At 53.7% G+C, this 22,505-nt stretch carries 16 protein-coding genes and 1 riboswitch; of the genes, 5 read left to right on the top strand and 11 right to left on the bottom strand.

Features of this window, described 5'->3' with window-relative positions:
• Positions 1-29: 29 nt before the first annotated feature.
• Positions 30-1,331 (top strand): 2-oxoglutarate dehydrogenase complex dihydrolipoyllysine-residue succinyltransferase, encoded by a 1,302-nt coding sequence (gene odhB, locus AC4G46_RS01715; RefSeq protein ID WP_491126411.1) that lies wholly within the window; start codon positions 30-32, stop codon positions 1,329-1,331.
• Between the two features lie 713 nt (positions 1,332-2,044).
• On the opposite strand, the gene AC4G46_RS01710 is transcribed toward odhB, so the two are convergent.
• The 5 genes from AC4G46_RS01710 to AC4G46_RS01690 all read right to left on the bottom strand — a co-directional run bounded on the left by AC4G46_RS01710 (position 2,045) and on the right by AC4G46_RS01690 (position 7,694).
• Positions 2,045-3,034 (bottom strand): hypothetical protein, encoded by a 990-nt coding sequence (locus tag AC4G46_RS01710; protein ID WP_491126410.1) that lies wholly within the window; start codon positions 3,032-3,034, stop codon positions 2,045-2,047.
• Entirely contained in the window at positions 2,995-3,606 is a 612-nt protein-coding gene (locus AC4G46_RS01705; RefSeq protein WP_491126409.1) for an RNA polymerase sigma factor, read from the bottom strand. Before AC4G46_RS01705 ends, AC4G46_RS01710 begins: the two co-directional genes overlap by 40 nt.
• Positions 3,607-3,904: 298 nt before the next feature.
• Positions 3,905-5,170, bottom strand: a complete 1,266-nt coding sequence (locus AC4G46_RS01700) for an L-lactate MFS transporter (protein ID WP_491126408.1) — start codon at positions 5,168-5,170, stop codon at positions 3,905-3,907.
• 122 nt (positions 5,171-5,292) lie between these two features.
• Positions 5,293-6,021 carry a LytR/AlgR family response regulator transcription factor gene (locus AC4G46_RS01695; protein ID WP_491126407.1) on the bottom strand — a complete coding sequence of 243 codons (729 nt, stop codon included), beginning with the start codon at positions 6,019-6,021 and terminating at the stop codon, positions 5,293-5,295.
• Positions 6,018-7,694, bottom strand: coding sequence for a LytS/YhcK type 5TM receptor domain-containing protein (locus AC4G46_RS01690; protein ID WP_491126406.1), 1,677 nt, complete (start codon positions 7,692-7,694; stop codon positions 6,018-6,020). Before AC4G46_RS01690 ends, AC4G46_RS01695 begins: the two co-directional genes overlap by 4 nt.
• Before the next feature lie 168 nt (positions 7,695-7,862).
• Between AC4G46_RS01690 and AC4G46_RS01685 the strand changes: the two genes are divergently transcribed.
• Positions 7,863-8,441: a nucleotidyltransferase family protein gene (locus AC4G46_RS01685; RefSeq protein ID WP_491126405.1), complete on the top strand. Its 579-nt coding sequence runs from the start codon at positions 7,863-7,865 to the stop codon at positions 8,439-8,441.
• Between the two features lie 153 nt (positions 8,442-8,594).
• On the opposite strand, the gene AC4G46_RS01680 is transcribed toward AC4G46_RS01685, so the two are convergent.
• A complete protein-coding gene (locus AC4G46_RS01680) occupies positions 8,595-10,046 on the bottom strand; it encodes a methyl-accepting chemotaxis protein (RefSeq protein WP_491126404.1) in 1,452 nt (483 codons plus the stop codon).
• Positions 10,047-10,268: 222 nt separating this feature from the next.
• A complete protein-coding gene (locus AC4G46_RS01675) occupies positions 10,269-11,711 on the bottom strand; it encodes an NAD(P)/FAD-dependent oxidoreductase (RefSeq protein WP_491126403.1) in 1,443 nt (480 codons plus the stop codon).
• Positions 11,712-11,813: 102 nt separating this feature from the next.
• A riboswitch (purine riboswitch) is annotated at positions 11,814-11,913 on the bottom strand.
• A 328-nt stretch (positions 11,914-12,241) separates the two neighbouring features.
• Between AC4G46_RS01675 and AC4G46_RS01670 the strand changes: the two genes are divergently transcribed.
• Entirely contained in the window at positions 12,242-13,222 is a 981-nt protein-coding gene (locus AC4G46_RS01670) for a GGDEF domain-containing protein (RefSeq protein WP_491126402.1), read from the top strand.
• Positions 13,223-13,314: 92 nt separating this feature from the next.
• On the opposite strand, the gene AC4G46_RS01665 is transcribed toward AC4G46_RS01670, so the two are convergent.
• The gene (locus AC4G46_RS01665) at positions 13,315-16,419 is read right to left on the bottom strand and encodes an EAL domain-containing protein (RefSeq protein ID WP_491126401.1); all 3,105 of its coding nucleotides are present in this window, start codon (positions 16,417-16,419) and stop codon (positions 13,315-13,317) included.
• 288 nt (positions 16,420-16,707) lie between these two features.
• On the opposite strand from AC4G46_RS01665, the gene AC4G46_RS01660 reads away from it, so the two are divergent.
• On the top strand, positions 16,708-16,851 hold the full coding sequence (locus AC4G46_RS01660) for a hypothetical protein (RefSeq protein WP_167336675.1): 144 nt from the start codon (positions 16,708-16,710) through the stop codon (positions 16,849-16,851).
• A 185-nt stretch (positions 16,852-17,036) separates the two neighbouring features.
• The gene (locus tag AC4G46_RS01655) at positions 17,037-19,334 is read left to right on the top strand and encodes a TPM domain-containing protein (protein ID WP_491126400.1); all 2,298 of its coding nucleotides are present in this window, start codon (positions 17,037-17,039) and stop codon (positions 19,332-19,334) included.
• Between the two features lie 153 nt (positions 19,335-19,487).
• On the opposite strand, the gene AC4G46_RS01650 is transcribed toward AC4G46_RS01655, so the two are convergent.
• The 3 genes from AC4G46_RS01650 to AC4G46_RS01640 all read right to left on the bottom strand — a co-directional run bounded on the left by AC4G46_RS01650 (position 19,488) and on the right by AC4G46_RS01640 (position 22,477).
• Positions 19,488-20,285, bottom strand: a complete 798-nt coding sequence (locus tag AC4G46_RS01650; RefSeq protein ID WP_491126399.1) for a formate/nitrite transporter family protein — start codon at positions 20,283-20,285, stop codon at positions 19,488-19,490.
• A 369-nt stretch (positions 20,286-20,654) separates the two neighbouring features.
• Positions 20,655-21,755, bottom strand: a complete 1,101-nt coding sequence (locus tag AC4G46_RS01645) for a toxic anion resistance protein (protein ID WP_491126398.1) — start codon at positions 21,753-21,755, stop codon at positions 20,655-20,657.
• An 11-nt stretch (positions 21,756-21,766) separates the two neighbouring features.
• Positions 21,767-22,477 (bottom strand): hypothetical protein, encoded by a 711-nt coding sequence (locus tag AC4G46_RS01640; RefSeq protein WP_491126397.1) that lies wholly within the window; start codon positions 22,475-22,477, stop codon positions 21,767-21,769.
• Positions 22,478-22,505 lie beyond the last annotated feature (28 nt).

The following is a 22,505-nucleotide window of genomic DNA, read 5'->3' as shown; positions in this document are numbered from 1 at the left end:
AACTATTAAGTTTGGGGAGGTAACGGCCTGTGTCCGAAATTAAAGTACCCGATCTGGGCGAGTCCATTTCCGAAGGAACGATATACAAGTGGCTGGTAAAAGAGGGCGACACCGTCGGCCAGGGCGATGTGCTGGCCGAGCTTGAAACCGACAAGGTGAACCTTGAGATCAGCGCCGAGGAGGATGGCGTCATCTCCGCCATTCTCCGTCAGGCGGGCGAGAACGTCGCCGTCGGCGAGACGATCGGCGTGATCGGCGCAGCTGCGGCAGCGCCTGAAGGCGGCGCCGCTGCCGATAGCAGCAGCGCCGGGGGCAGCAGCAGCGTGCCTGCTGCTGCAGTAGCGGCAGCGGCAGCGCCTGCCGCCGCCGCACCGGCTCCGGCCGCTCCCGAAGGCGCGGCCGGCAGCACTGCGGCCCTGGCTACGCCGGGGGCGCGCAAGCTCGCGCGGGAGCGGGGCATCGACCTCGGCGAGGTCACTGCCCGCGACCCCATCGGCCGGATTGCCCAGGCCGATGTGAACGGCCACGGCGCAGCCGGCCAGACGGCCGCTGCGCCAGCGGCACCGGCGCCGCAGACCGCGCCGGCTGCGGCGAAGCCCGCTGCGGCTAACGCAGCGCCGCAGGATGGCAAGGCCGTAGAGCGCAAGCGTATGTCGCGCCGGCGGCTGACGATTGCCAGCCGCCTGGTCGAAGCGCAGCAGACGGCGGCGATGCTGACCACCTTCAACGAGGTGGACATGACGGCCATCCTCGACATCCGCAAGCGGCGGAAGGATGCCTTCAAAGAGAAGCATGATGTCGGACTCGGCTTCATGTCCTTCTTCACCAAAGCCGTGATCGGTGCGCTCAAGGCCTATCCTCTGCTGAATGCAGAGATCGACGGCGAAGAACTGCTGATCAAAAAATATTATGACATCGGCATCGCCGTTTCCGCCAAGGAAGGTCTGGTCGTCCCTGTGGTCCGCGATGCGGACCGGCTCAGCTTCCCGGAAATTGAGCGCCAGATTCTTGGGCTCGCCTCCAAGGCCCGAGCCAATACGCTCAGCCTGCCGGAGCTGCAGGGCGGAACCTTTACAATAACAAACGGCGGCGTGTTTGGCTCCCTGCTCTCCACGCCAATCCTGAATACCCCGCAGGTCGGTATTCTGGGCATGCACAAGATCCAGCTCCGTCCGATCGCTTTGGACGAAGAAACCACCGTCAACCGGCCGATGATGTACATTGCCCTGTCCTACGATCACCGGATCGTGGACGGCTCAGAGGCGGTAAGCTTCCTCGTCAAGGTCAAGGAGCTGCTTGAAGATCCGGAAGCGTTGCTGCTTGAAGGGTAAGTTGCCCGCAACAACAGCAGTTTCGGCTCGGGATGCCTTAATACTAGTGGACTTCAGGCCAATGGGTGGCTAAGCTAACTGTGTTTGTTCATCATAACTGAACGTTCTCTAAACAGACCGGCAGTTACAGACTATATGACAAAAGGGAGGCAGGAACATTCAATGTTCCTACCTCCCTTTCTACTTGTCCCCATTCTACCCGTCAACAGCCGACTTAATGGGATTTTTCCCTCTAATCTGCCTTATTCCACCCACCAAAAGCCGACTTAGTGGGATTTTTCCCTTTAATCCGTCCCATTCCACCCGCTAACAGCCGACTTAATGGGATTTTTCCCTCTAATCTGCCTTATTCCACCCACCAAAAGCCGACTTAATGGGATTTTTCCCTTTAATCCGTCCCATTCCACCCGCTAACAGCCGACTTAATAGGATTTTTCCCTTTAATCCGCCCCATTTCACCCGCCAACAGCCGACTTAGTGGGATTTTTCCCTCTAATCTGCCTTATTCCACCCGCCGGCAGCCAATCCCGGGGAGTCCTCTCCAACCTGCCCTTTCATCACCCGCATCCGCCCCACCTTGTGTACCCGCTATAACCTCTACGGGCGCAGACATCTGATGCTGCATTCCAATAACCCGGCCCGCTGCTAGCGGAACCGGGCTACCCGTACCATCCTTTTCTTTTCACAACCCTACAAGCCGTTCAACTCTCCCTCTACAACCCGCCCTTAATAAGCTCACCGGCCAGCTTCAGCAGCTGCTCCTTGTTCATTACCCGGTCGCCCCAGGAATTCAGCTGGATATAGGCATCCTTCGACTCATTGTACCATGTCAGGTAAAAAAACGAGTTCGACCCGTAATCAATATAATTGTAGATGACCTCCCTGCTCTCTACCTTGATTTTCTCCGCTTTATCCGCTGGCTTCTGTTGAACCATCATGTTACCGCCGTCCATCATGTAAGCCCAGAGATTAATGAAGGCTCCACCCTTCATATATTGTGCACTCAGCGATCCGGTTTCGGTCCAAGGCATCACCTTCATAAATAAGTTACGCGACTTATCCTTTTTGGCTTCTCCGATCAATTCGCTTAATGCCTGCTGATAGATTGGATCATTATCTGTTACTTCCCCGGTTGGATACAGAGGCTCTACTTCACCGTAATTAAAATCATACCCTCCGGCTGTCTCCGGAAAAATGAACGGAGCGCTTTTATCCTTCATCAGATCAAGGAATACGGAATAATCGGTGATCCGCTGCTGCTTATGTGCAAACTGCAGTACTCTTCCTGTACCCTCGGAGACTGGTTCGCCTCTAACAAAATACACAATCTGCTCACCCGGTTTGGCAAAATCCATCAGCTTCTGCTCATACTTGTGGTAAGAGGATACCCCCTTCGCTAAACGTTCTTCTTCTGTTTCTGTGTTAACAACATGCTGCACCTTAACCTCTCCCGCCTTATTGCGGATCTGAATATACTCCGTGGCTGCATAAGTTGTTGCTGCAATCACCAGCGTTGCAACCAGCATACCTGAGGTTGCAGCTGTTTTGCCGGCAAACCGGATTCCGCTGCGTTTCCGTACCGGCTCCATTTCCCGTATGCGCGTCATGACCTGATCTGTAACATTAATGCCCTGCAGCAGCTCCTCATGGACTGCAGCTCCTTTTATATCTTGGTACCCGCTATGGGTTCCTGCTCGTTCCAAGAGATCTCCTCCTCTGTCTTCATCGCATTCCTGACCTTCCGCTTGATCCGCTCCATCCGCTTGTGCAGCGCATTGGGACTGCTGCCGAGAATCTGCCCCATCTCCTGAAAGGTCAGCTCCTCAAAAACCCGCAGCACCAGCATATTCCGTTCCTCCGGTGACAATAACGCGAGTGCCGCTCCCAGACCCGGGCTGAAGATCCGGGCCTCCATCTGCTGCTCCGCGCCTATGCTCACTGTCTCCGGCCGGAACAGGCGCAGAATGCGCTCCTGCACCCGCCGCCGGCGCAGCAGATTCAGACAATGATTGCCCGCAATCCGGTACAGCCAGGCAGAGAAGCTCACCTCCTGCTTGTACCTTCCAATAGACTGGTAGGCTTTGACCAGAATATCCTGCACGGCATCCTCAGCATCCTGCCGGTTAGCCAGCATACGGCAGCAATAACGGTATAGCGGCTGCTGAAACTGCCCGACGATCCAGGCATAAATTTCCCGGTTGCCCTGCTGGACCTGCGCGACTACAGCCTCCACCTGCTCCTTATCATGCAAATGCTCCTGTGACGTTGCCAGCACCTCCTTTCCATGTATATCTCTATAACACCTGACCCGTCCAAAAAGTGCCTGTCTCCGGCAAATGATTTTCAGCTATGTAAAAAGAACTTTATCCTCCGTTTCATCCTGATCCGTCTGGCTGCCCCTGCTATAGCATTTCGACCGCCTGCTCCCCAGTCCTCCCCCGCAGGGTGAACATGCCAAAAAAGAGATACCCGCCGCCGCATAAACGGAGGCAAATATCTCTCTTCCGGGCTGCTTTACGGGCAGCCTTCTCTTGGTCTGTATCTTTCTTAAGCCGACATGTTGCTATATATGGTTAAGCCGTATGCCGCGAAGGCTTCAGGCTCATTCCCTTTTCTCTTTCCTTTCTTTGTCCCGGCGCCTTCAGGGAAACCGCAATGAGGCAGGCCAGGATGCACAGCAGACCGATGATGATAAAGGTCGGCTTGAATCCGCCGAGCAGCGCTGCAATGAACGAGCCGGACAATGCGCCGATTCCAAAGCCCTGATAGATAACACCGTAGTTCTTGCTGTGATTCTTCAGACCGAAGAAATCGCTGACGATTGCCGGGAAGATGGTAATGTTACCTCCGAAGCAGAAGGCAATGGCAGCTACACAGGTGAAGAACAGGCCGTAGTTCAAGGTAGCATAGCTGAGGGTGAACATCGCTGCAGCTGTCACCGCCAGGGTGATGCTCAGCAGCTTCAGCCGGCTCATCTTGTCTGATAGTGCGCCCAGAATCAGGCGTCCGGCCGTATTGAAAATGGCAATCATCGCTACGGCATTGGCCGCAGCCGCCACATCCAGGCCGGCCAGCGTCACGCCGATATCTTTGACGATACCGATCAGATAAAGACCGCTCATGCAAGCCGTGAAAAAGATGACAAACAGCAGATAAGCTTCCTTGGTGCGCAGCATTTCTTTTACTGTATAGTCTTTGACAGGAATCAATGTACCGCCCGCAGCCGCCGCTTTGCCGGAGACAGCGTTCGCCTCAACAGCAGCCGGAGCCGGAGCTTCCCTCACCAGCATCGAGCCGATGACGATCATGACCATCACGATCATGCCCCAGTACAGAAAAGCACCGGAAACGCCCTGGGATTCAATCAGGCTGCCGTTGATATATTTGAAGATCAGGCTGCCGGTGCCATACGCACCGACGGACACCCCTGAAATTAAGCCTTTATTCTTTGGAAACCACTTGATCAGATTGGACAGCGAGGTAATATAAGCCGTACCGTCCGCATAACCCACCACTACGCCGGCCAGCAGATAAAACATCGGGAGGGAGCCGGCCTGCGAGCTCAGGATCAGACCAAGCCCCAGCATAATCCCTGCAGCAGCGGTCAGTCTGCGGAGGCCGAACCGGTCCTGCAGCTTGCCTGCGAACAGCGTCGCGAAGGCAAGGGCGAAGCTGGTTATGGAAAACGTTATGGAAACAGAGCTGAGCTCCCAGCCGAACTTGCTGACAAGCTGTGCATTGAACAGGCTCCATGTATAAATCGTACCCAGTCCCATTTGCATGATTACTGTGCCTAGAACGATAAGCCATTTTTTATTGCCTGGCATAGCCGTAGTCATGGATGATTCCTTCTTTCTCTCTGAAGTCGCTTGAGGTCTTCTTTGCCTCCTCATTGTAGCGAAAGAACGCTTTCTTGAGAGAAATCCGGAATGAGATGACGGTAACGGGGAATGAACGGCCGCTAGAGGCGCATGATCTGCCTGAATTCCTTCACCTTGCCGCGGCTGACCGGCACTTCAGCATCCAGATCACGCAGCCGCAGCAGGTAAGTATTGTTGAACCAGGGGATGATCTCCTTGATCTTGGACAGGTTCACAAGATAGGAGCGGTGGCAGCGGAAAAAGCGGTCCTGCGGCAGCCGGCTGTGAAATTCACTGATGCTAAGAGCCATGCTGTATTCCTCACCCTTGGTGATGACACTCGTCGTTTTCTCCTGCGCCGAAGCATAATAAATCTCGTCGGCATCGACGACAATGATCTTTTCATTTTTCCACAGGTTCACTTTATCACTGAGCTTCGTACGCTCTTCTTCGCCTTGCCGTCCGCGCGCCGCAAACGCCCCTTCCAGCTTTTGCAGCATCGCTTTGATCCGTGTTTCGCTGTAGGGCTTCAGAATGTAGTCAAAAGCCTCGATCTCGAACGCCTCGGCTGCATGTTCCTTGTACGCTGTTATGAACACAATATAGGGCTTAACGGAGAACCGGCTGATATTCTGGGCCAGCAGCACGCCGTCAATCGAGGGAATGTTAATATCAAGAAAAATCACATCGACCTCTTCAGTCTGCAGATACTTCAGCGCATCCAGCCCGTCCTCAAATTCGGCTGCGATCCTGATGCTGCTGTGCGCTCCGACCAGAAAAGCCAGCTCCTGTCTGGCCAGCACCTCGTCCTCTACAATTATCGCTCTCATCGCTGCTCCTTTTTGACGTCAAAATAAATGTCCGTCCCTTTATCCAGCCTGTGAATGGTCAGACCCTGGCCGTAAATCAGCTTTACCCGCTGGTGTACATTGTACAGTCCGATTTTGTTATCCGGCATATGGCCGCTGTAGACCCGCTCAACCGTTTCCTCACTGATTCCGGCACCGGTATCGGCAATGCCGACCCGCACCGCCTTACCCAGGTCTTTTACCGAGATCGTTACTGTACCCTGGCCCCGCGCCTTCAGAATGCCGTGTACAATCGCATTTTCCACCAGAGGCTGGATGATCAGGCTTGGAATCCGCACCTCGACCTCGTCGATGTCATACTCCACCGCCAGCCGGCTGCCAAAGCGCGCCTTCTCGATCTCCACATACTGCTGCACCTGCTGCAGCTCACGCCGGATATCAATGAACTCGTCTGTCAGCTCGAGATTGTAGCGCATATACCCGGACAGATTGACAATAAGTTCCCGCGCCTTATCGGGATCAATGCGGATTGATGAAGCGATCGCATTCAGCGCATTAAACAGAAAGTGGGGGTTAATGCTGGTCTGCAGCGCCTTCAGCTCCGCCTTGTTGGCCATCTCCTTGATCCCTTCGACCCGCGACACCTCCATTAGCGTCGAAATGATCTGCGACAGACCGACGGCCATGGCCTGCAGGGAATAGGTGATTTTGTGGGCTTTGGTGTAATAAATTTTCAGTGCCCCGGTCACTTCACCCTTCTCCTTAAGCGGAATGATAATCAGCGAGCGGATCGCCCGGTTCATATACTCCGTATCATCATCGCGGATGGTGATTTCTCCGCTGCTGATCGTTTTCTTCGTCTCTTCGCTGATAATTTCATCCGTTTCGGTATAATACTCCTCTCCGACGCCGACATAAGCGCGGATATGACCGGTATCGGTAATGGCTACAGCATCAGCCCCGATATCGTCTTTGATAATTTCACAGATCTTCCGCAGCGACTGGGGGTTGATATTGCGGAAATACGGAAGCGTCTTGTTCGCAATATCCAGCGCCAGCTTGGACTGCTTCGCGGCAATCCGTTCCTTCTCTCCTTCCACACTCTGCACCAGCATAACAATGAACCCTACACAAATCTGACCGGCAATCATCGGAAAAGCAATCTTTGACACAATGTCCGCACCAAGCGAAGCCGGGTTCGCCATCACCAGGATCAGCACCATCGTCAGCGCTTCACAGATCATACCGGCCAGAATACCGGCAATCCAGCGTTTTTCCGGCGAAGTACGGCGGTAGATCACACCGGACACCACTCCGGCTGTAATACTCGTAATTAGGCAGGGCACCGAGGTCACGCCGCCGATATCAATCAGAAACCGGTGCGCGCCGGAGATCAGTCCGGTAATCATCCCTACCCAGGGTCCGAATAGAATCCCGCCGGCTACGATGGCAATGATCCGCACGTTCACCAGCGACCCTTCCACATTGATGCCCGTATACGTGCCCAAAATGGCAAACAGGCTGAATACCACGGTCACCATAGCCAGTTCCTGCGGAGCATAAGCCCCTTTTATAAAAATCTCCTTAAACCGCGGCAGCCGGGTCAGCACGAACAGGCACATCAGCAGCAGCGCCGCCCGCTCGAACAATTGCAGCAGAATTGTCAGGTTATAATGCACAATTACGCCTCCCATGGTCAATCTAAAGGTACATTATAGAGTGTGCCCTCCCTCTTAGCAATCTGCCGCCTCAGTCACCCGGCATATTCTCCTAACCTGTTAAGCCTTATAATAAAAGAATTGATGCCAGGGGCCTGAACCGCTATTAGACTGGCTGAACAAGATTACGGAGGTGTATTGGGATTGCGTATTACAAACGAGCAGGAGCTGCTGCAGGCTGTAAAAGAAGACCGCTGGATGATGGAGGTACTGGCTGCTGTACGCACTCTTGGACTACCGGACTGCTGGGTTTGCGCCGGATTTGTACGCTCCAAAGTGTGGGATATTCAGCACGGCTTCAGCAGCAGAACTCCGCTTGCCGATGTGGATGTTATCTATTATAATCCGGCTGATCTGCGCGAGGAGACGGAAAAGCATCTGGAAGCCCGGCTGCGGGAGATAGACGGCGCCACTCCCTGGTCCGTCAAGAATCAGGCCAGGATGCATACGGTTAACGGTCTGGCACCTTATACCTCCTCAACGGACGGAATGGCCCATTTCCCGGAAACCGCTACTGCGCTTGGACTGGCTCTGAGTGCAGAGAAGGATCTGATTCTATCTGCGCCTCATGGCATACAGGATGTCATTCATCTGGTCGTCCGGCCGTCTCCCCATTTCACAGCAACCCCTAAGCTTCATAGCGTCTACACGCAGCGGATTGCCAAGAAAAACTGGCCGGCGGTTTGGCCTCAGCTGCAGATTGTTCCTCCATCCGGGGAATAGCTGCTTGATTCATAGCCTCATGCTCAACATGAAAAAGCAGCCGGCCCATCCAGTGGGGCCGGCTGCTGCTTGTATAGCTATTCTCCGGTTAGGTCCGTCCTTGCGCACTGCTGACATCAACGGCCGGTCACGTAACTGCGACCCCGATTCCGCCTATACCGCCAGATCGATCCCGACTACGCCAACCGTCTCCCCGCGCGCATTCTTGATAGCCCGTGAGAGCGTAATGCACGAACGCTTGGTGATCGCGGAAACATACGGCAGGGAAACATATTCCCCTTCATTGATTGCCCCGCTATACCATTCCCTGCGCTTCGCATTCATCAGTCCGGCCGCCGGCTCGGAGAAAATAAACGTCCCGTCCGTGCGGTTCGACCAGATGGCCTGTACCTCCGGCACCCGCTTCATGCAGGCCGTAAGCACACTGCCGTGGCTGGCCGTATCCGGGACATACAGCTCCTGCCTGGCGGCAAGCTCCTGCAGCACGCTTTGCATTTCCTGCAGCCGGGCTGTGTACTGTTCTGTCACGGCAGCTCCGCTGCCGGCAATCCGGGTCACCGTCTGCTGCAGAGCCTGCGATTCGCTCAGCAGGCTGGCGCTGATCTCATTCAACTGGCTGATCTGCGACCGCTGCCTTGTCACCTGCTCCAGGGTCAGGTCTACCCCGGCGATGGTTTCATTCACGATGCCGACTGCACCGCTCAGCTCGCCTGTCGCCGCTTCAATCAGGCTGCCCTGCCTGGAAGCCGCATCAACCGTATCTGTCACGGCAGTCCCGACCTCTTCAATTCTTACTGATACATCGGACAGCCGGAGCTTCACCGTAGCTACCTCATGTACACCTTGGGACACAGCCTTTTGCTCTTTACCCGCAGACTCCAGCACCTGCCGGACGCTGTTATTGATGTCCTGAAGCACTTCTGATGAGCGCTCCACCGAGCTTCTGCTCTGATCCGCCAGCTGTCTGATCCGGGCGGCCACCACGGCAAACCCCCGGCCCTGTTCACCGGCCCTCGCCGCTTCAATTGAAGCATTGAGCGCAAGCAGCGAGGTCTCATTTACAATCCCGACAATTAGGGAGTTAATCTCCTCTACTATGGCAATATGGCCGCTGAGGGCGGTGAATTTATCCAGCATATCCCCGCTTCTCTCCTGCAGCTCAGCCATAACCCCGTCTGTATTTTCAAGCGAGCTGACCATTTCCGCCGTCCGCCGGCGTGCGTCCTGCATGCCTGTTCCCAGCCGCTCCGTCAGGGCTTTGATGTGGGCAGTCATTTCAGCCACACCGCCCATTGTCGCAAAAGCACCCTCAATATTGGCTTTGGCCTCATTACTGCGTATCTGCAGATCCACCTCATAGGCATGGGAATAATCAGCGGTCTGCTGCAGGCCCTCAGTATGCCGGCTGATTTCTTCCAGCGCCCCGTGCAGCTTGTCCGAGGTAACAACAATCTCATTGCCAAGCCCCTCGATCTGCTCCCGCGCCTCTTCAAGCAGCCTGTCTCTATAAATTCCACTGCGGTATGTATGCCACGCGAGTCCGCCAAGCGCCCCCATCAGCAACAGGTATACCAGCTTATGCAGCCAATTGATGTCAATCCACAACCCGTATAGACCAACTGCCAGTAACAGCAGCACAACCAGGACATGTTTTCTCCGGTGAACCCGCATTTTCCGCTTCCACTCCACTCTATCATGTTATGTATTCTAACATTATATCAGTGTAGTTAAATAAAGGAAGTACTTTCATCACAAAATTCTTCCAAAAACGGGCTACCCTTACGCAATAGATCTGCGATAGGACAGCCCGGTGGCAGTCAGTTTATACTATACGTGCGCCGCTACCCGTTCCAGCATACCACGGGCAATCCACACCCCGGCTGCACCGGCCTGGGCCAGTCCGCGGGTAATGCCTGCACCGTCTCCGCCGCAGTACAGTCCGGAAATTTCCGTTTCCAGCTGCTCTGTCAGCTTCGGCCGGGCCGAATAGAATTTTGCCTCCACGCCGTAAAACAGCGTATGCTCAGAGGCAATCCCCGGAGTTACCTTTTCCAGTGCCTCGACCATTTCAATCAGACTCTTCATGGTGATGTAAGGCAGTACGAGGCCAAGATCGCCCGGAACCGCCTCCTTCAGTGTCGGCTCTAGGAATCCTTCCTTGATCCGGGTCTCTGTAGAGCGGCGTCCCCGCAGGATATCCCCGTATTTCTGGACAATGACACCGCCATTCGACAAATCGTTAGCCCGTTTGCAGATTTCCCGGGCATATTCATTCGGCTTATCAAACGGCTCTGTAAAGGTATGGGACACCAGCAGGGCGAAGTTCGTATTCTTCGAGCCAAGCGCCGGGTCTTTATAGGAGTGTCCGTTGGCCGCCATTACCCCGCTGTGATTTTCTACGACCACATGGCCCGACGGATTGCTGCAGAATGTCCGGACACGGGTACCCACTGAGGTATTGAACACAAATTTGCCTTCATACAGATGTTCATTGATCTCGCGCATCACTACATCGGATGTTTCAACTCTGACACCGACGTCGACCTGGTTGTTGTACATTTTGAGCCGGCGCTTCTTCAGCACGTCAGTCAGCCAGGCGGAACCGTCACGGCCCGGGGCAATCATGACCTGATCCGCTTCATGGATATCTCCGTTCTTGAGCTCAATGCCCGTAATCCGGTGGCTGCCGTTTTCCTTAACGGTTATAATGTCCTGCACCTCGGTCTTGAACTGCATATCAATCCGGGTCTTCAGGTATTCATATATGGATTTAAGAATCTCCAGGTTCTGTTCAGTACCCAGATGCCGCACCTGTGCCCGCAGCAGCTTGAGTCCGGCGGCGTAGCCGCGCTGCTCGATGCTCCGGATACTGTCAGTGGTCGGATCGGTAATGTTCGGGGTTGCGCCATGCTCCAGATTGATGGCATCCACATATTCGATCAGCTCCAGCACCTTGGACGGTGCCAGATAGTCGGTCATCCAACCGCCGAATTCAGTCGTGATATTAAATTTGCCGTCGCTGTAAGCTCCCGCTCCCCCGAAACCGGCAGTAATGGAGCAGGCAGGCAGACAGCCTGCGAACTCCTTGCGGCCCGCAGCAGGCGGACAGAGCTTGATTTTTTCCTCCAGGATCGGGCAGCTGCGGCGGTAAATGTCATGGCCTTTATCTACAAGTAATATCTTCAGGTCAGGGGCCTTACGGGTCAGTTCATAACAGGCGAATATTCCGGCCGGGCCGGCACCTACAACAATCACATCATATTTACTCATCTGTTCTCTTGTTCCTCCCAGGAAGAAACGCTGCGTTCTCAGCCACCGTTTCTGCGATTTTATAGCGCAACACACAAAAAAAATCCCGGCTCTTCACAGGTATGCAAAATGCACCCTATTCGTAGCCAGGAATTTACGGTTCCCTGTAGAAACCCCCAAACCTTATCTCCGGGGATATACGAACAGCTTCACTAAATAATATGAGCCAATAGGAATTTTACAGAAAACAAGCGAATGTGTCAATACTTTAAGTTGATTATAATTCGTGTTTTAATCGTATATAAAGATTATATTAAATAAAAAAACAAAAAAATATATCAAAACACGAACATTATATTGTTTACAGTAGATGGAAGGATCGAAGGGATATTTGTCGAATATATAGTTATATTGCCACTGGAAATGAGGAAATGTTTATGCACATCCCACCGCCAACTCCTCGCCAAAGCTACTGGAACCGGGTACTCCTCAATACCTTCTGGATGGTTCTGCTGGTATATTTGGCTAGTCAGCTTTTTATCTCACTATCCATGTGGGGCCATAGACCCGAATTCACCGACAGACAATATTTCGTGACCCATGTATTAATACCAGACTCCGTCATCCTTGCTCTGATCCTGACTCTGGAGGCGATCTACAGGTGGAAGCCGGTATTCTCGGAATTCGCGATTGTTGTCGCAAGTCATATCTACGCTATCCTGATTATCACCAATCTCAGTACCGAGTACGAGGTCAAGCCGCTTATCATGCTTCTTCCGCTGCTTGTATCCATGATCTATCTCAAAAGCAGCTATATGAAGGCATCCTCGCTGATCTGTCTGCTCTACACCGTCATGCTGTTTATGAATACACCAGTCTACGAATACACGCTGCGGATTCAGCATATTATGATTGCGCTGATTTTTGCCGGCACCGCACTGGCCGGATTCGGAGTGATCGGCCGCGGCCGGGATCTTATGCGGTCCCTTCAGGATTCCGTGAAGGCGGAGCAGGAGCTGCGCATTCAGAATATCATCATGGACCGGCTGTCCAAGATTGATCCGCTGACCGATTTGTATAATCACAAGACGTTCCACGAATATCTCGGCTGGCTGATTGAACATCAGCAGAACAACCCTTTTCCGATGCAGCTGGCTGTCCTGGATATCGATAATTTCAAGAAAGTGAATGACCAGTACGGGCACTGGGTAGGCGATATTGTGCTCAAGCAGGTAGCCGCCGTAGTGCTGGAGCATATCGGCACCGATGATTTCGCCGCCCGGTATGGGGGAGAGGAATTCGTAGTCATTCTGACCGCCAAGCAGCTGAAGGAAGCACAGGAAATCATGGAGCGGATTCTGACAGGTATAGCCGGCATGCCAATTGAAGAAATGAATGGCGGATCTGTAACCGTCAGCATCGGCATGCATGAGTTTTCGGTCTCCGATACGAAGAGCTACACCTTTCAGCAGGCAGACGACGCCTTGTACGAAGCCAAGAAGACGGGAAAAAACAAGATCGTCCTGCAATAATCCCTGTAATACAAATAAACGGATCTGCGTAATACACGCAGATCCGTTTATTTGTATTCACCCCCGGGATGCTCTGGCAACCAATCCGCCTTCTAATGCTCCACCAGCTCCCATACCCCCCGCGGGGGCACAGGCCTGCTGATCAGGTAGCCCTGCACCTTGTCACAGCCCGATTCGTTCAGAAATGCCAGCTGGCTGTCATCTTCGACCCCTTCGGCCACGACATCCAGCCCCATTTTATGGCCAAGCACAATAATGGTCTGCACGAAGGATTCGCTGTAGGCCTGATCGGCCAGGGAGTCGATAAAGATCTTGTCCATCTTAAGCGTAGAGATCGGCAGCTGCTGCAGATAGCTCAGCGAGGAATAGCCGGTTCCAAAATCATCAAGGGCAATCCGGATACCGCATGACTTGAGGAATTCCAGCTTGCTGACTGTACTCTCGAACGACTCCATAAAGATTGATTCCGTAATCTCCAGCTCCAGGCAGCTTGGTGCAAGCCCGCTTTGCTGCAGGCTGTCCAGCACGATTTCGACGAAATCATCCTGCAGAAGCTGGATGATAGAAATATTGACGGATATTTTATAGAGCCGCCCGGTACGCTCATGTATACTCTTCATGAAGCTGCAGGCTTCCCGCAGCACCCATTCCCCGATGTAGATAATAAGCCTGGAATCCTCGGCAACCTTGATGAAGGAGAGCGGAGATACGAACCCGAGCACCGGACTGTTCCAGCGGATCAGGGCTTCAAATCCGGTGATTTCTCCTGTCTTGATGTCAGCCTGCGGCTGGTAGTGCAGTTCAAATTCATTGTTGTTCATTGCACTGCGCAGATGCTTTTCAATATGCATCCGTTCATTGAATGCAGTATGCATCGACTTGTCATAAATAACGTAGGTGCCCTTGCCTTCCTCTTTGGCCCGGTACATCGCCACATCGGCATTCTTGAGAATCTCCTCCGTCGTCTCCCCGTCCTCCGGGTAGAAGGAGATGCCAATGCTGACCGACACATAGAGGTTGCTCTCTCCGATCAGGATCGATCTGCGGAAAGCCCGCATAATATCGTCCGCCAGTGTAAGCACCGCTTTGCGGTCTTCGGCATCCTCGATAAAGACGACGAACTCATCCCCGCCAAGCCTGGAGAGCATTCCCTTACCCTGGACAAGCGACTGCAGCCGTTCACTTGCCTTACGGATCAGAATATCGCCGGATTTATGGCCCAGTGTATCATTGATATATTTGAAATTATCGGTGTCCACGAACATCAGCGCGGCTTTGCCGCCCGGCCGCCGGAAATAATTCTCCATTGCCTCCAGCAGGGAAATCCGGTTCGGCAGATTGCTGAGCGAGTCCATATAGGCCAGCCGGTGCATGTTCTTCTGATTTTCCAGCAGCATATCATACTGCTCTACAAGCTCCTGCTGTGTCGCCGTAAGCTGTTCATACGTTGCTTCCAGCTCCTGATAGCTGGTATTCAGCTTGAATTCCGCATGCTTGCGCCTGCTGATATCAATGAGCGAGCCGTTGAACAGCTTGAGCTGATCTGCCGGATCAACAATAGCCTTCCCTCTTACTTCAAACCAGATATAATGATTGTCTTTTGTACGCATGCGGTACTCGGTCTCATAGACTGGTGTCTTTCCGCTCAGGTGCGCCTGCCTCGCCTTATTGGCTGACGCCTGATCATCGGGATGAATGATGCTGAGAACCCCGTTTTCCATCCCGTTAATCTCTTCCTCCGTGTACCCCATCACCTCGTACCAGCGCTCCGACAGCTTGTAGAACCCGGTTTTCCAGTCCAGCTCCCACATATAAGCACCGGAGCCCTCAGAGGTCAGGCGCAGCCGGCGTTCGCTTACACTCAGCCTGTATAACTGCTCCTGCAGTTCGGTCTCTGTCGCCGTTAATTCCTCGTAAGTCGATTCCAGCTCCTCATAGCTGAGCTGCAGCTTCAGCTCATTCTGCTTGCAGCCATCGACATCCAGCCCCACCAGCAGATAGACAGCCTCATCCTGGTCATCCATTCCTTTGATCAGCGTAGTCCGGATGGAAAAAAACCTCGCCTCCGGCGAGTGCTCCGGCAGCTTCAGCTCTACATTGTTGACAAAATCCTGATAGACCGCCCTGATCAGCAGATCCCGCAGCAGCGAAACATCGCCGTCCAGCTCGGGAAGCTCGCTGAGCTTTTTGCCAAGCACCTCTTGTTCCTTCAGACCGGTCATCTTTTCGGCAAACTGGTTGAAGCGCGTAACCCGCCCATCCCCCGATACCGCCCATACAATCATTCCGGTATGCTCAATCACATCTTCAAAAAACTCCTGCTCCGAATGAATCGTCTTTCTCAGCCGCCGGATATACATTCTAATGGATACAATTCCGAAGAGAAGCAGACATAGACCAATTACAATTCCAAAAATAATCCGGTCATTTATCATGGCGGTGTAACCGGCCGAATGTGAGAAGAAATACTGCTGGTACAGTTCCTCGAAGGCACCCGAGCGCTGAAGCCGTTCCAGCCTTGCGTTAATATACGGGACAAGCTCCGGAGATGAGGTGCTTACACCATAAGCCACATCTACCGGGTAAAGATTGCTAATTTTGCGGATCACGTTGCCGGTCAGTCCCTGCTCGACAATCAGGTAGTCAACAACCCCCTGATTCTCAAACAGCAGGTCAATTTCACCCTTTACGAGAGCTTCCAGCGCATCCGGTACAGTCGGGTATTCTATGTATTTCGAAATGCCTGCCTTACTTTGCAGCAGCGCTGCAGTATATTGGCTATGTCCTACACCAATCTTGTAGTTCTCAAGTGTGCCCAGGGTTACCTTGTCTTTGAGCGCCTGCCGCGAATATACAGAAACGTAACTCTTGAATACTGGGGTGGAGAAAAGGATATCTTTTTTTCGCTGTTCTGTTACTGCCATAAGTCCGGTTGTGTCAATTTGCCCGCTGGTCAGCAGCTGGTAAGTCTGTTCCCAGTCTCCGGTGCTGTAGCGGATCAGATATTCCTGCTTTTCAAAAATCATGCTCGTAAGATCAATATCAAATCCGGTTAAATAACCGTTCTGAATATACTTGAAAGGCGGGTAATCCAATTCTGCCTGGTACTTGATATCCTGTCTTTCAGCATGGGCGGCAGCAGGCGGTGCCAGCATAAGCAAAATGCTAATCAGAAGCAAACATTTACACCGCTTCATTGCAATTCTCCTTCTTCCCCAAAATCAGCTAAGGGCTATCCTATCAAGTTTTATTCGACAAAATATGGTAGGGTTCCTGCCCATCCCCTCTGTAATTGTGATAAAATGTGCAACTGTATTCATATATAGGTCCGATTCCAAAGAAAAAAAGTTAGAGCCTATAATTTTATATTGCTTTTTGGGGGCAAAATGTGGATAATAACAATAACCAGTGATAATGATTATCATTATTGAAACATAAACATTCTATCCCTTCACTATATTGAGCCAAAAGGAGACTGAACACCCATGAACGCAGCCACTACCCGGACAGCATTACAGGTTGACGATTATCTGGATCTGCTCAATCTTGCCGTTAAAGTCGGAGACCTGAAATGGCAGAAGGAAATTAAATCCCGCCTGCAATATATACTCTGCCTGCAGACCAGATAGCAGACATTCTGATTGCGCATTCCCGTTTACGGGGATGCTTTTTTTGTTTGAGCGGGCTTGGCAGAGCCAGCATAAAGGCTCTTTAAGCAGCTCTAGCCTGCACGGCCTGGGATTTCACACGCCTAATAGGGTATAATCACAATAATAAACCGGGCCATAGTCCCTTAGAACGGAGTGTGCTCAAATTGAAAAAGATATTGTCTCTATTTATGATCCTCAGCGTGCTGTGGATGACCGGAGTTCAGGCTGCCGGATTCCCCGTACAGCAGGGATTAGTCACCGATGGGGCCGGGATGCTTACTTCCCGGGAGGCAGCGGCCATTGCCGAAGCTGCTGCAGAAGGGCGTTATACCTTCCACGTACTGACTATAGATTCACTGGACGGCGCCAACGCCACCGATTTTGCAAGCAACGTATATGACAGCTGGGGATTATCCTCCCGGGATATTCTTCTGCTGCTCTCTGCAGGTGACCAGCAGGTTGAGCTTAATTTCATCAACGCTTCGCTGCAGAATGCCATAAACAGCTGGTCGCAGAACCAGGGCGGAGGAACAGGAAGCGCGGCTATCACCGGTATTATTGACGCCTATTTCATTCCCTCCGCCAGAGAGGGCGACTTTGCGGGCGGGATCAGCGCTCTGATTACAGAGCTGCAGTCTCTTGGCAGTACGCAGGGCTCCGGAGGAACCGGCAACGGGAGCGCAGGCGGGGTTAGCGGCTCCGGGGGATCGGGCAGCCCGGGAGCCGGAAGCGGGACCGCGTCCCGCAGCTCCGGCCTGCCGCTGCTGACCCTGGGGGCCATAGCTGCAGGGGCGGCACTGCTGGCCCTGGTGCTGTATGTGCTGGTCACCGGCCAGCGCCGCCGCAAGCAGCTCAGCGTGCTTCAGGACCAGCTGGCTGACCTGCTTGTAGGGACGAACCGGGCCATTGAGACGCTGCAGCCGTTTCAGGGCATCGTACAGGGCAAGACCGGTGAGATGGTTGCAGGCATCTCCAAGCGGCTGGACGCCCAGCTGGTTGAGATTTCAGCGCTGCAGGGCACAGGCCGCAGCCCGCAGCCGGCGTTCTATCAGCTCGCCGCGCTCAAGTCGGCAATCGGCCAGGCGGAGCAGACTGCAGCCGCTTTCCGCACCCGGCTTGAGGATGAAGAACGGCAGATTGCCTTGATCACAGACGCTGACCGCAATGTGAAACAGCAGATTACCGAGCTCAAGAAGGATGCTCCTGAGCTGGACACCCAGCTCCAGGAGGCAGTCAAAGATACAGGCTATGAGCTGCAGGAAATCGCCGAGGATCTGAAAGAGCTGGCCGAGGCGACTGCCAAAGCGGATCAGCTTGAGCTGTTCGACCCGATTGCCGCTCAGGATATTACGGAAGAGGCCCAGGAACAGCAGGAGCAGATTGAACAGGATCTGCGCGATGTAGATGTCTATGACGACAAGCTTCAGGGCTTCCCGGGTGTTCTTGCTGCGGCACGTACGAAGATTGCCGGGATCATTGAACAGAACGCCCTGCACAATATGAAGGTTAAGCCTTACGTCAACCTTGATCAGGCCAGCTCTGCAGCAGAGACGCTGCGGGCTCCGCTGCGCAGCGGAGATATGGATCAGGTGCGCAGCATTGCCGCAACCATGGATATGCTGCTTCAGGAGGCGGTTGCCATGACTGAACGGCAGGCGCAGATCCGAGAGAGCAACCGCCGTGATCTGGAGACGGTCCGCAGCAGCTGGAGCGGGCTGGCCCAGCGGCTGAGCGGGCTGCAGGGCCGGCTGGCCGAAGCCCGTACCCGGTTCGCTGAGCAGCATCTTGCAAGCCTTGCCGGGGTGCTGGAAGCCTCCGGTGCCCTGCTGCACGAGGGTGCCAGTGAGGTGCCGCAGATCGAAACGTGGACCAGTGACGAACGCGGAGAGTACGACAATGCGCGCAGCGGGCTTGACCGTCTGCTCACGCTGCAGGAGGAGACAGCCAAGCAGTTCAGCAGCGTCTCGCAAAGCCTGGATGAGCTGAACGAACGGCTGGAAGGCGTGAAGCGGCTCTTCCAGGAAGGCGCGGGACGGGCAGACTCCGCCCAGCGGCTGCTGGAGAGCAGAGGATTAGCGGGACGCAGCAGATTCCAGGCCAGCCTGCTGCCTGAATACGGGCAGCTTGAATCAAGGCTGAGTTCACGCCCTTACAACCTGGATGAGCTGGAGTCGCTGGGACGCTCCTACGCCGCCCAGATCTCCTCATTTGTCGAAGAAGCGAACCGCCTGGTACGGCAGAAGGAAGAAGCAGAGCGGCAGGCCCAGCTCGCGATGATGCGGGAGCGCCAGCGCAGAGAGCAGGCGCGGAAGCGGATGTCCTCCGGCCCGCCTTCCTCCGGCGGTTTCGGCGGCGGCCGTTCCTCCGGAGGCTCCTCCTGGGGCGGGGGCGGGCGTTCCTCCGGCGGCTCTTCCTGGGGCGGCGGCAAATCTGGCCGCAATTCCGGCGGCTCCAAGTGGTAGAACGATTTAAGCCCCCGCGCTGATTGATTCGCGCGGGGGCTTTTATCTTTCGTCCTTCTCTCCGGCAAGCGGAAGGCCTGTCGGGACTAACAACAAAGACCTTGCCCCTTATTGGGGCAAGGTCTTTGTGAATCAGGATTTATCCGGCGGATATTAATGCAGGTCCCCGGGGTCCTTGTCCAAAAATGGCTTATTCACATAATAGTACATGACGCCCATCAGTACACCGCCGCCGATCAGATTGCCGAGTGTAACCGGCACCAGGTTATGCACGACACCGCCCCAGGAAATCGTACCGGGGTGATCCAGCACCAGTGCAATGGCGAAGGTACACATATTGGCAATACTGTGCTCATACCCGGAAATAAAGAAGCAGAAGACGAACAGCATCATTGCGAACATTTTGGCTCCGTCATGCTTCATCGACATCGGCACAAAAAACGCCAGGCAGACCAGCCAGTTACAGAGGATGGCCCGGAAGAACAGCTGCAGCGCAGGCGCCTCCATTTTGTGGGCCACCACATTCAGCAGAAAACTGTTAACACTCGAATCATCGTACAATCCGGTCAAAAAAATCAGCAGTGCAAATGCCGAAGCGCCAAGGATATTCCCGATATAGCTGATCACCCACATCCGGACGACCTTGGTCCACTGCAGCTTTCTTCTCAAAGCTGCATACGAGTAATAAAATGTATCCCCGGTGAACAGGTCCCCGCCGCCGTAGGAGATAAGAATGATCGCAGCACCAAAGGTAATGGCCGCCATCGGGTAGGTCATTGGTGAATGTTCCATATAGAAGAAGTTGCCTGTTTTGAAGGCTACAATGACACCGAAGCCGATGAACATACTGGCCAGCATCGCCCTGGCGATATAGCGGAGTACACTTTGATCAAAAATTTTCTGTTTCTTTAGTGCCAATTTTTCAACCTGCAGCAGTGCCTCGTTCTCCATATGACCTCCGCATAAGCTTGTATTTTCAGCAGTTATCCCGGCTGTCTGCAGCCTCGGGTTATTATACCCAATAAACCGCTGGAAATTACTTGAACCATGAAATCGAAAGAAAATTCTGTTCTCTGGAGAGAGAGCAACACCGCTTGCTTATCTGCCGTCCTTATCCGGTTCATTCAGCCCGGCAACCGACTCCGCCTTGTTACCGCCGGCAACGACGATAAGCGCCAGTATCAAGCATCCAAGTATCATCCGCTGACCCCCGTTTCTCCGTAAGAACTTATGCCGGGAACCGGGGGATTATGAGCAGTATTCCAAAGCCCGCCGGTCATCCCGGCGGGCTTATACAGGAATGATATTCGGGCGCAGATGTTAATTCAAGAAGCTGCTGAGCCGGCTGTCATCCTCTGCCTGCTTCAGCGCCTGCGGCTGCGAGGCTTCGTTCAAGCCTAGACGGTTGTTAAGCTGGGTGTTAATTGTCGTCATCTTCGAAGTGTAATCCTGGCAGCTCTCGATAATCCGGCGGTTGGACTGCTCGGAAGTATCCAGGGCACTCAGCAGATCGCCGATTGCCTGGTTAACCGCCTCAAGCGACATCGAAGGCTTGGACAGCAGCTCTGTAGTCTTCTCGGTTGTGGTACGCAGCAGCCGGGCATTCTCTTTGAACTGGTCCTCGATCGTCTTGTTGGTCGCTTCCACCGCGGAAATGACATTTTCCTGGTCGGCCAGAGACATGGCAATCATGGCTGATACGGTGATCAGATTGGAGGTTTTATCAATAGCGTTGTTAACCGAATCAATCAGCTTGTCATTGTTGTCATTAATAATATCCGTAGCAGCAATCGCCTGGTTGTAGAGCAGAATCATCTCGGTCATGGACTGAATGCGGACCATTACCTTACGCAGGCCGCGTTCCAGATAGGCTTTACGGAACTCGTTCTCAGGCTTGGCAATTTCCACCTCGAACAACTCCTTCAGCTTATTGCCGAAGGCAATCTTGGTCTGCAGATTGTAGATCTCCTCCATCGAGGTGCGCTTCAGCTGGCGCATATTGACGATGCTCTCTTCAAGCGTATCGCGGCCGTCACGCAGACCGGTTACAATGGCATCGATATTCGTGCGGACAGACTGATATTTATAGACGTAGTTTTTCAGCGGGCTCTTGCGGAGCATTTTGCCAAAAAAGCTGACATTCTTGCTCTGCTGCAGGGTCTCGCACTCATTGCGCAGCTTCATAATCATATTCGGCACTTCAACACGCTTGCCTGACATAAGGTCATTGACCGGACGATCCAGAAGCTTCAGAGTCTGTCCGGCCTTCTCCTGCGTCTTTACCCCCAGCTTGCCGATGTCATCCATCAGAGAGTCCAGGGCGACGGTATCCGTCTTGGCTACCTGTTCAATTAACTGCGAGGCTTCCTCGACTACCTTCTGCTCATCTTCTTTTTTGAGCTGAATTAACTGCGTGGACATGGGTTTCCCTCCTATAATTCGGAACTGCTGTACCGTTGATGAATCAGTTCCGCCTTGGTCTGAAGTTCCATCAGGTCTTTATGCTCGATCGTTGAGGCGATTTCCGATATTTTGGAATCGACATCCCGCAGACCGTTCAGCAGCATTCTCCGGTTTTTCGTTTTGGCTTCGCCGCCGAGCCGCAGAAACGGATTAATGACCCCATTCAGGTCTTTCATCACCAGTCTGCGGACCGTATGATTGATTTCGCCGTTGCCCAGCTCCTGCAGCAGCGGGATCACACGCTGCAGTCTGGCGAAAAGCGCCAGAGATTTCTCGACAATCTCATTGTCCAGCGTGTCCTTCTGCCCTTCTGAAATAATCATGTCCTCCAGAATGACAAGATACTCTACAACAGACGCGAACTCACCCTGGATAGCCGGTTCAGCCGGTACTTTGGCGGAAGGAGCCGCTGGTGCGGCACTTGCCCCCGCCGGGCCACCGGCTGTAGGGCGGGGGGCAGCAGGGGCTGCCTGTGCAGGCACAGCCGCCGCCGGAGCCTGGCTGGCCGGAAGCACCTCCGCCGGCAGGTTAACCCGCGTGCGCTTGCCGCCCAGCAAGCCGGCGCCTGCGCCGGCAACCGGCAGCAGCAAAGAGATCAGCTCCGGCAGAAAGCTGCTGGTCAATACAGCCACTACATAGCCGGCGGCCGCGTACAGCAACACTTTAGACTTTGTGTTCATTTTCTCACCTCTTGCAGGCTTGCTGCAT

Source organism: Paenibacillus sp. fava2, assembly GCF_058313675.1.
The sequence above is the reverse complement of the archived record's forward strand: the minus strand, read 5'-3'. Positions and strand labels throughout refer to the sequence as shown.